Origin of the sequence: Acetobacter orleanensis, assembly GCF_001581005.1 — a bacterium.
Taxonomy (GTDB): domain Bacteria; phylum Pseudomonadota; class Alphaproteobacteria; order Acetobacterales; family Acetobacteraceae; genus Acetobacter; species Acetobacter orleanensis.
Genome location: NZ_LHZV01000039.1, coordinates 19,055 through 28,517, shown reverse-complemented (window position 1 = coordinate 28,517; position 9,463 = coordinate 19,055). Strand labels below are relative to the sequence as shown.

Sequence of the window (9,463 nt, the reverse complement as noted above, 5' to 3'; positions counted from 1 at the left end):
GTCCGACATAAAAAGTTCAAAAAAGTGCACCACAACCTCCAGATCACTCAAAAACCCCAGTGAACCGCCAGTTTTTATGGGGGTGGTGATTTCAGTTTCCTACCAGATCGCTCTGAGACCTGCGGGAATCGGTTTTAAGAAGATCCCGCCATGACGTGAAGCGGCTGATGGGACGGGATACACCCTTCCTTCTTTTCAGAGTGTTAAGGCAGACTGAAACCTCTCTCCTGATTTCACACCGCACAAACACAAAACCCCCCGGCATCAGAGATACCGGGGGTTTTTGGTCTGTTTCTCTATAAACAGTGTTTAGCTGTGCTGTGTCTTCTGAGCCGGAGATTGGCTGGCGTCAGGATAGGTTGTCTCCCACCCGCCCCCCAGCGCGTTATAAAGACGAACCAGATTATCCGAGATAACCGCCGTGCTATCCGCCAGTTGCGTCTGGGACGACAGCAGACGACGCTCTGTATCCAGCACCTGCAGAAAGCTCTGCATCCCGTGACGATACTGGTCCTGTGCCAGTTGCCATGACCGCTGGTCCGCTGCGACCTGCGCCTTCAGGCTGAGGTTGCGTTTCTGTTCAGCTTCATAGGCTGTCAGAGCGTTATCCACTTCACTCCATGCTGTGAGCACCGTTTTCCGGTACCGAAGTGCTGCTGTTTTCTGAGAGGCCTTTTTCATTTCAAGCTGACCGATCAGACGGCCACCCTGAAAGATTGGCAACGAAATGGACGGGCCGACATTCCATGCCCGAGATCCCCAGAACCCGAGGTCCCGAAACGAGAAGGACTGGAAGCCAAACCCGGCATCAATCGTCACTTTGGGGTAAAAATCTGCTTCGGCCTGACCGACCTCGGCTGTCGCGGCGTGCAGTTCGGCTTCGGCCTCCCGGATATCAGGGCGTCTGCGCGCCAGTTCAGATGGCAGACCAACCGGCACAGCGGCGGGAACCAGAGGAATAGCGGCTGTCTGCGTCAGTTCTTTATTCAAACCACCGGGCGGCGCGCCCATCAGCAGATTGATAGCGTTAATCTGCATGGCAATCCGCTGCTCATACTGCGGAATGCTGGAATTGGTGAGTTCCACCTGAGAACGGGCGCTCTCAACATCCAGATCACTCACCAGCCCGCTTTTATAGCGGGCACTGCTGAGCGTGAGCATTTTGGTGGCGGCATCGCGATTGGCGACCGTTATCCGCAACTGCTCCTGAAGACCGCGCAGTTCCATATAATCCCGCGCCAGTTCGGCCTGCCGGGCGATCAGAATCCCGCGCCGCTCTTCCATAGAGGCTGTCAGATAGGCTTTGGCGGCTTCATATTGCCGGCGCACTCGGCCCCACAGATCAACTTCCCAGCTTGCCTGAAGGCCATCCTGCCACTGGTTCAGCAGCGGGATAGACATATTTGAGGACTGTGAGGACAGAAGCGCCCCCATGCCTTCCGGTGCATTCTGGCCTATGCGCTCGATAACGCGGCTGAGCTGCTTGCTGCTGTACTGCGCGCGCTTATAGGAGCCGGATGCCGCGAGATTCGGGAATCGCTCTGCTCCGGCAATCAGCAATTGCCCACGGCTAACAGCCAACTGCTGGGTTGCCTGAAGGACATCAAGGTTTTCTGACGCCAGACGTTTTTCCAGAGATGTCAGCTCCGGGTCCTGAAAAATGGACCACCATTCCGGGTCGGGTGCCTGTGTGCTGGGCACACTAAGAACACGAGAAGACCCCTCCAGTCTGGCATGTTGCCACTCTGCTGGTGTCCATGTGGCTGGTTTTCTGTAATCCGGGCCCACCATGCACCCACCCAGCGCCAAAGCCAGAACTACAGTGCCTGCTCCCGCCACATACCGTTTCGCCACCTGATCGCTCCTAACGAAAGTCCGTATTCTTACTACCCGGTTCTTGCACTGACCGATCGGTTCGGTCAGCATGCCAACCTATCGTTTTTCAATGTTGCGTCAATCATCATACTTGGGAATAACACAACACCATGTTTGCCCCTGCCACCACACCCCCGACAATGGCCCATCTCTGCACAGGAGAGTCTGAAGCCAAACGTCAGCAGATTCTGACCGGAGCTCTGGCCGTTTTTGCGGCGCATGGCTACGAAGGGGCCAGTATGTCCGCCATTGCGCGGGAGGCTGGTGTTTCCAAGGGCACGCTTTACAACTACTTCGCCAATAAGTGTGATCTGTTTGCTGCCTTTGTAGAAAAAAACTGCCGGGAAAAACTACAGGTTCTCGCGCCAGTACAGCAGTTAAGCCTGTCCCCGGAAAAAACGCTTCTCGCACTTGCGCGTGAAATCATAAAGCTGATCACCGCGCCAGAAAGCCTCATGCTTTACCGGATTATTGTTTCCGAAGCGCCGCATTTCCCCCACCTAGCCACAACGTTCTGGCAAAGCGGCCCGAAAATGGCGATTGAGACTCTGTCTGGCTGGATTAAGGGGCAAGTCGCGCAGGGAACCCTAGTGGTGGACGACCCTGTTTTTGCAGCAGAGCAGTTTTTCTCTCTCTGCCAGACACGTATCGCGCACCGAAAACGCTTCAACATGCCGCTAGAAAACGAAGCTGAGGAAGAAGAAAAAGTGGTCCACGCCGCAGTACGCGTTTTTCTGGCAGCCTATGGTGTTGCTCCGTCTAAAGTCTAAGCGACACGCTACGGCCGTCCTCCTTTTCCGGAAATAAAAAAGCCTGCGCACTCCAGATTACGGAATGCACAGGCTTTAAAGACCTCAACAGCCCGGTTAAGCGGGCCGTGGGACGGGGTTTTACGCCAAAGCGGCCGTCAAAGCAGGGACGATCTCGAACAGATCGCCCTCAATGCCGTAATCGGCTACCTGAAAGATCGGCGCTTCCGGGTCTTTATTGACTGCCACAATCACGCGGCTGTCTTTCATACCGGCGAGATGCTGGATAGCACCGGAAATCCCGAAGGCCAGATAGAGTTCCGGGGCGACAATCTTGCCGGTCTGCCCAACCTGAAACTCGTTCGGCACAAAGCCCGAATCGACAGCGGCACGGGACGCACCAATAGCAGCGCCCAGCTTGTCAGCCAGCGGTTCCAGAATATGGAACTTCTCTTCGCTCTGAAGGCCACGGCCACCAGAGACGACCACGCGAGCGGATTCCAGTTCCGGGCGTTCAGACTCGGACAGGTGAACCGCCACAAATTCAGAAACATTCGGGTTAGCAGCGGGAGCAACGGTTTCAACCGGAGCCGAGCCGCCTTCTGCCGGAGCGGCATCAAACGCGGACCCACGCACCGTCAGAACCTTTTTGGCATCGGAAGACTTTACCGTTGCCAGAGCATTGCCTGCATAAATCGGACGCACGAAAGTTTCGGCATCCACAATACGCACAACTTCCGGAATCGGCTGCACGTCCAGCAGGGCAGCAGCGCGCGGCAGCACGTTTTTGCCAACGGCACCGGCAGCGGCAACAATCTGGTCATACCCGCCTGCCAGAGAGACAATCAGGGCAGCCAAAGGTTCAGCCAGTTCATGCGCGTACTGTGCATCCGCAGCATGCAGAACCTTGGAAACACCGGAAATGGCAGACGCGGCCTGTGCCACGGTAGCGTCACCCGCCACCAGCACATGCACATCACCAAACTGAGACGCAGCCGTTACAGCAGAAAGAGCAGACTTTCTGATCCGGCCTTCTTCATGATCGAGAAGAACAAGAGCGGTCATGATCAGATCACCTTTGCTTCGTTACGCAGTTTTTCAACCAGCTCAGCCACGGAGCCAACTTTCACACCAGCTTTACGCTGTTCCGGCTCTGCCACGGATACCACCGTGAGGCGACGGGCCATATCAACGCCGAGGTCTTCCGCATTCAGCGTTTCCATCGGCTTTTTACGGGCCTTCATGATGTTCGGCAGAGAGGCATAGCGCGGTTCATTGAGGCGCAGGTCTGCCGTGACAACAGCCGGGAGAGCCAGAGAGACCTCTTCCGTCCCGCCATCAATTTCACGCGTGACCAGCACGCGGCCATCCGCGACCTCAATCTTGCCGGCAAACGTGCCCTGACCCCAACCGAGCAGGCCCGCCAGCATCTGGCCGGTTGCGTTCATATCATCATCAATGGCCTGCTTGCCGAGGATGAACAGACCGGGCTGCTCTTTCTCGTGAATGGCTTTCAGCACTTTAGCGACAGCAAGAGGTTCCGGGCTTTCTTCCGACAGCACCAGAATGGCGCGGTCCGCACCCATGGCCATAGCCGTCCGCAGTGTGTCCTGCGCCTGCTGCACCCCGATGGAGACAACGACGACTTCAGACGCCACGCCCTTTTCCTTGAGGCGCACGGCTTCTTCCACCGCAATCTCATCAAAGGGGTTCATGGACATTTTGACGCCAGTGGTTTCAACACCGCTGCCGTCCGCCTTAACACGCGGTTTGATGTTGTAATCAACAACCCGCTTTACAGGTACTACAATCTTCATGGCTTCTTTCGCTTGCAGACGCAGGATCGTTCAGACGCTGCTTACCGTATTTTGCAACAAAATCACATCCCGGCAGGATAATTCGGACCACCAGCGCCTTCTGGCACAGTCCAGTCGATATTCTGGGCGGGGTCCTTGATGTCACAGGTTTTGCAATGCACGCAGTTCTGCGCGTTGATGTGCAGGGCCGGAGCCGTTGCCTCATCCACCACTTCATACACACCGGCCGGGCAATACCGGGCCTCTGGTGCGCGGAACACATCCCAGTTAACCGTTTTCCACAGAGACGGATTGCGCAGGCGCAGATGCACCGGCTGATCTTCCTCATGGTTGGTGGCGGACAGGAAGACTGAGGAGAGACGGTCAAACGTCAGCGTGCCATCCGGTTTGGGATAATTCGGCTTTTTACACAGTGCCGCAGCCTTCAGGGTTTCATTATCCTGATGGCGGAAATGCAGGGTCCACGGTGCGCGGCCACGCAGCAGCATGGCGTCCAGCGCGGCATAAACCGCCCCGCCCCTCATGCCAAAATGCGCAAAACCGGGGCGCACATTGCGGGCCGCGTGCAATTCTTCCCACAGCCAGCTTTTTTTGACTCGCTGGGTAAAGGAACTGGGCTCGACGTGGTCCGTCTTTATCGCCTCAACCACAGCCTCCGCTGCCAACATGCCGGACTTCATGGCCGTATGCGTGCCCTTGATTTTGGGCATATTCAGGAAGCCTGCTGAATCCCCGATCAGCGCGCCACCGGGAAAGGTTAGGCGCGGAATGGATTGCAGGCCACCTTCTGAAAGCGCGCGCGCGCCGTAGCTGACGCGACGGCCCCCTTCCAGATGTTTACGGAAAGCAGGGTGCAGCTTGATGCGCTGCATTTCCTCAAACGGGGACAGCCATGTGTTGGCGTAATCCAGCCCGACCACGAAACCGTAAGACACCAGATTTTCACCGAAGTGATACAGCCAAGCGCCACCGTAGGTTTTATCATCCAGCGGCCAGCCAAAGCTGTGCTGGACCAGACCGGGACGATGGTTTTCGGCTGGAATTTCCCAGACTTCCTTAATCCCCAGCCCGTAGGTCTGTGGGTCCACGCCCTTGCGCAGGTCATAATGCGCCATGACCTGTTTGGTTAGGGAGCCACGACAGCCTTCTGCAAACAGCGTGTAACGCCCGCGCAGCTCCATACCCGGCTGGTAATTGGGGCCTTGGGCGCCGTCTTTGGTGATGCCCATATCCCCGGTGGCCACACCAACCACACGGTTATTTTCAATCAGCACTTCAGCGCCAGCAAAGCCGGGGTAAATTTCCACGCCCAGTTCTTCCGCCTGCGTAGCCAGCCAGCGGCAGACTTCACCCAGACTGACAATGTAATTGCCGTGGTTGGCCATGTGCGGCATCAGCCGGTCCAGCATCGGCACACGCAGGCTGCGGGTTTCCGTCAGATAGAGCATCTCTTCCGACGTGACCGGGGTGTTCAGCGGTGCGCCCCGCTCCTGCCAGTCTGGCAGAAGTTCCGTCAGAGCCCGTGGCTCAATGACGGCACCCGAGACGATATGCGCCCCGATTTCACTGCCTTTTTCAATCAGACAGACGCTGGTTTCAGGAGAAAGCTGACGCAGACGGATAGCCGCAGCCAGACCCGCAGGGCCGCCGCCAACGATGACGACATCAAACTCCATAGACTCACGCACAGATTCACTCATTCCTGTTCAGCCCCTGTTGAGATCTCGGCGAGGCTTTCTAAAGCCGATTTAACGCTGAATTGCAAAAAAACAGCCTTAACAGCCTCCCTCTCAGTCACCAAAAGCCGCCTCAAACCGATTTTTTATGCGGCCTTAGGCAGACGGGGCGGCAACTCTTGGGCCAAACGCCAACTCATGCACGGCACGCCATGCCGGGTCGACAAAATTGACAATCAGGGTGCGGCGCGTCCCTTCAATCGGGCGTTTGACAAAGCCATGCCATGTCTTGTCAGACGGAATAAACAGCACGCCGGAGTTGAACGCGCCGGATGCCCGCGCAATGGACTCGCCCTCAGGCGACATCAGATCCGTCCCCCACGCACACTCTTTATCGTTTGTGGACAGGGAAATCAGCAAAGTCAGTCTTTTCGCGCCAATGTCGGTATGTGGCTCCAGCCAGAAGCCATCCGTATCCAGACACAGTTCCAGCCGGAGCGCGGAATCTTCCAACTCTGCCCCGCAGACATCTTTAAACACCTTGCGCGCGGGTTCACTGTCCAGCAGATGCGCCATCCGGTCCAGCCGCGCGTCCTGCGCCCGGGTTTGGGGGTCCACAAACACACGGAATTTGTTCCGGGTTTCACGCCGACCGCCGACATCACCTGCCCGCGCATCTTCCCCCGGCTCCCATTCCAGAAGAGCATCGCAGGCGTCTGGGTCCAGAACGGACTCCAGCATCCAGTGCGTAAACGGGACCTGTGCAGGCTGCATGGCAGCCAGCTTTTCTGTCAAAGCGGGGGTGTCAGAACGCATCTGTCCTGTCCTTCAGCTGTGAGGCGGGTTCCTGCCTTTAGGAAGAATACCGTTCTTTTTTATGGCATCCGGGCAAGGAATGGTTTCCTTCCATGCGCCAAAATGCCAGCACGATCAACCGAGACCTCAACGGATAAAGCAGGGAATGGTTCAGAGTGCTGTAGCAAAACGGGGCTGAGAGGCCGCTCCCGGCATAGCTGAAGACAGACTCTGGCGATGCGTGTCAAACACAGCCGCCACATTCCGTAGGACAGGCCGCCCGGCCTCCGTCACCCGCACGCAACTGCCATCCAACTGCACGAACCCGTCCTGCACAAAGGGGCGCAGAGCCGCATATTCCGTTAAAAAATTATGGCCCTCACCATGCGCGGCCTGAAGGTCCACCTGCATGGTGCACATAAGGTCTTCAATAATCCGGCCACGCAGCTTGTCTTCGGCCGTGCGCGCCACGCCACGGGCAACCGGCAGCCCCGTCTGATCCGCCAGAGCGCGGACATAGGACGCAACGGTTGTGATATTTTGCGTATAACCATCCGGCAGCATGGAAATAGCGGAGGCTCCCACTCCCAGCAGCACCGCTGACGAATCGGTTGTGTACCCCTGAAAATTCCGCCGGAGCGTTCCATTCTGCGCGGCACGCGCCAGAGGGTCACCCGGCAGAGCGTAATGGTCCAGCCCGATCGGCAGATAACCTTCTGCACACAAAACGTCTTCCATGCGCGTACGCTGGCGGAGGCGTTCAGCGGGTTGTGGGAGAGAGTCTTCAGGAATCAGACGCTGGCGCTTCTGCTTCCACGGCACATGCGCATACCCGAAAACCGCCAGACGGTCGGGGCGCAAAGAGGCTATTTTCCGTGCGGTTGCGGCAACACTCTCTTCCGTCTGATACGGCAGGCCATAAATCAGATCGACATTCACGCCAGTCACACCCGCAGCGCGCACGACGTTAATGCAGGCTTCGGTCTGGGCAAAGGACTGGTGCCGCCCGCAGGCTTCCTGCACCTTTTCTTCCAGATCCTGCACACCAAGGCTGATGCGCGTGAAACCAAGGTCCCCCAGCAGGTCCGGATAGCCTGCCGGGACATGCCGTGGGTCCAGTTCCATGGCGAGTTCCACGCCCGGCTCAACCTTGAAAAACTGCCGCACACTGCGCAGCACCTGCCGGAGCGAGGCCGCTGGGAGGGTGGAGGGAGTGCCGCCCCCAAACTGGATATGGTTTACGGAACGCTGCGGACCGACCAGCGCCACAACGCGGCGCAGTTCCTCACGCAACAGATCGCCATACGCGATGCGCCCGTCTTCATGCCGCATGACGGAGGTATTGCACCCGCAGAAGCGGCACAATTCATCACAGAACGGGACATGGAAATAAAGAGAAACCGCCTCATCGGGCGGCAGGGCGCGCAGCCACTCTTCGGCCTGCGCAGGCCCGACCGCATCCGTAAAACTGGCTGCGGTCGGGTAGCTGGTGTAGCGCGGCAGGTTCCCGCCGTAACGGAGAACCAGATCCGAAGGAGATACCGCGCTCATGAGACTAGAACCGGTATTCGATACCAGCGCCGACCACGGTGGGGTCAAGCGAATCATGTGCTTTGATGAAGGCACCGGAGTCACGATCATTCGCCCATGCATGCATGCGTATGAACATCTGCTTGACGTCAAAGTTGAAGAACCAGTTGCCGACAAGCTGGTAATCAAAACCGACATTGAAAGACGGACCGCCCGTCACACCAACGTTCAGCTTCTGCACTACGCCACCGGCGGGAGAGACGTTATGGAACCATGCCAGCGTACCGCCAACGCCCACATAGGGGTTGAAACGCTTGTGCGGACGGAAGTGCCAAGCCAGCGTAACCGTCGGGGGCAGAACCCATGCGCTGCCGACGTCAATCTTGCCCAGCGGGGTGCCTTCAGCCGCCACTTCATGACGGGTGCTGGCCGCAATCAGGTCAATGGAGATGTTGTCGGTGAAGAAATATTCAAACGTCAGTTCCGGCATGACCTGACGGGTGGTCTTCACACGGCCGGGAATAGCGTTGCCGTTCAGCCAGACTTTGCTGTCACGATCTTCCGGCATGACGCCCAGAGCGGACAGGCGGATCAGGAAATCACCTTTACCCAGACCAATTTTGGTGCTGGCGCAGGTTTCAAACAAACCGCAATGGCCGCCGCCCGCGCGCGGTGCAGCCGGGATCTGGCCAACAACCGGAGCGTTAACATAGGTCGCATTTGCTGCTGCCGGAGCAACTGTCTGCGCCTGAGCCGCGACCGTGCCGGAGACGGCAGCCACACCCGCCACAAGGGCTGTACATAAGGAACGAAAGTTGACCATATCCAGTTACTCTTCCCAACTGCGCTATAAGTTTCTGAAGTGGGAGAAATCACGCGGAGAAGTCCGTCACCATGATTTAGATCAAACGTGCCGCACTATGCACTGGAGACTGTGTTATTTAGACCACAGCACACAACACAATGCTGATATTCGCTGATAACATTTCAACCCTGAGAGATTTTTATGGCTTGTCGTTGA

At 57.3% G+C, this 9,463-nt stretch carries 8 protein-coding genes; 1 reads left to right on the top strand and 7 read right to left on the bottom strand.

Features of this window, described 5'->3' with window-relative positions; genetic code table 11:
• Positions 1-309: 309 nt before the first annotated feature.
• Positions 310-1,926, bottom strand: a complete 1,617-nt coding sequence (locus AD949_RS01555) for an efflux transporter outer membrane subunit (protein ID WP_082064835.1) — start codon at positions 1,924-1,926, stop codon at positions 310-312.
• 59 nt (positions 1,927-1,985) lie between these two features.
• Here AD949_RS01555 and AD949_RS01550 point away from each other — a divergent pair, with 59 nt between their 5' ends.
• Entirely contained in the window at positions 1,986-2,645 is a 660-nt protein-coding gene (locus AD949_RS01550; RefSeq protein WP_048836583.1) for a TetR/AcrR family transcriptional regulator, read from the top strand.
• A 120-nt stretch (positions 2,646-2,765) separates the two neighbouring features.
• Here the strand turns inward: AD949_RS01550 and AD949_RS01545 are convergent, their stop codons facing one another.
• The 6 genes from AD949_RS01545 to AD949_RS01520 all read right to left on the bottom strand — a co-directional run bounded on the left by AD949_RS01545 (position 2,766) and on the right by AD949_RS01520 (position 9,265).
• Positions 2,766-3,689, bottom strand: coding sequence for an FAD-binding protein (locus AD949_RS01545; protein ID WP_048836584.1), 924 nt, complete (start codon positions 3,687-3,689; stop codon positions 2,766-2,768).
• A gap of 2 nt (positions 3,690-3,691) precedes the next feature.
• Positions 3,692-4,441, bottom strand: a complete 750-nt coding sequence (locus AD949_RS01540) for an electron transfer flavoprotein subunit beta/FixA family protein (protein WP_048836585.1) — start codon at positions 4,439-4,441, stop codon at positions 3,692-3,694.
• A gap of 62 nt (positions 4,442-4,503) precedes the next feature.
• Entirely contained in the window at positions 4,504-6,141 is a 1,638-nt protein-coding gene (locus tag AD949_RS01535) for an electron transfer flavoprotein-ubiquinone oxidoreductase (RefSeq protein ID WP_048836586.1), read from the bottom strand.
• A 132-nt stretch (positions 6,142-6,273) separates the two neighbouring features.
• Positions 6,274-6,933, bottom strand: a complete 660-nt coding sequence (locus tag AD949_RS01530) for a 2OG-Fe(II) oxygenase (protein WP_048836587.1) — start codon at positions 6,931-6,933, stop codon at positions 6,274-6,276.
• A 150-nt stretch (positions 6,934-7,083) separates the two neighbouring features.
• Positions 7,084-8,463 (bottom strand): oxygen-independent coproporphyrinogen III oxidase, encoded by a 1,380-nt coding sequence (gene hemN, locus AD949_RS01525; protein WP_048836588.1) that lies wholly within the window; start codon positions 8,461-8,463, stop codon positions 7,084-7,086.
• Positions 8,464-8,467: 4 nt separating this feature from the next.
• Positions 8,468-9,265 carry an OmpW/AlkL family protein gene (locus tag AD949_RS01520; protein WP_048836589.1) on the bottom strand — a complete coding sequence of 266 codons (798 nt, stop codon included), beginning with the start codon at positions 9,263-9,265 and terminating at the stop codon, positions 8,468-8,470.
• Between the last annotated feature and the right edge of the window lie 198 nt (positions 9,266-9,463).

Bases quoted from the DNA above. Each gene is read 5' to 3' on its own strand.
- AD949_RS01545 (WP_048836584.1), bottom strand. From the start codon at position 3,689: ATGACCGCTCTTGTTCTTCTCGATCATGAAGAAGGCCGGATCAGAAAG.
- AD949_RS01555 (WP_082064835.1), bottom strand. From the start codon at position 1,926: ATGCTGACCGAACCGATCGGTCAGTGCAAGAACCGGGTAGTAAGAATA.
- hemN (WP_048836588.1), bottom strand. From the start codon at position 8,463: ATGAGCGCGGTATCTCCTTCGGATCTGGTTCTCCGTTACGGCGGGAAC.
- AD949_RS01540 (WP_048836585.1), bottom strand. From the start codon at position 4,441: ATGAAGATTGTAGTACCTGTAAAGCGGGTTGTTGATTACAACATCAAA.
- AD949_RS01520 (WP_048836589.1), bottom strand. From the start codon at position 9,265: ATGGTCAACTTTCGTTCCTTATGTACAGCCCTTGTGGCGGGTGTGGCT.
- AD949_RS01535 (WP_048836586.1), bottom strand. From the start codon at position 6,141: ATGAGTGAATCTGTGCGTGAGTCTATGGAGTTTGATGTCGTCATCGTT.
- AD949_RS01530 (WP_048836587.1), bottom strand. From the start codon at position 6,933: ATGCGTTCTGACACCCCCGCTTTGACAGAAAAGCTGGCTGCCATGCAG.
- AD949_RS01550 (WP_048836583.1), top strand. From the start codon at position 1,986: ATGTTTGCCCCTGCCACCACACCCCCGACAATGGCCCATCTCTGCACA.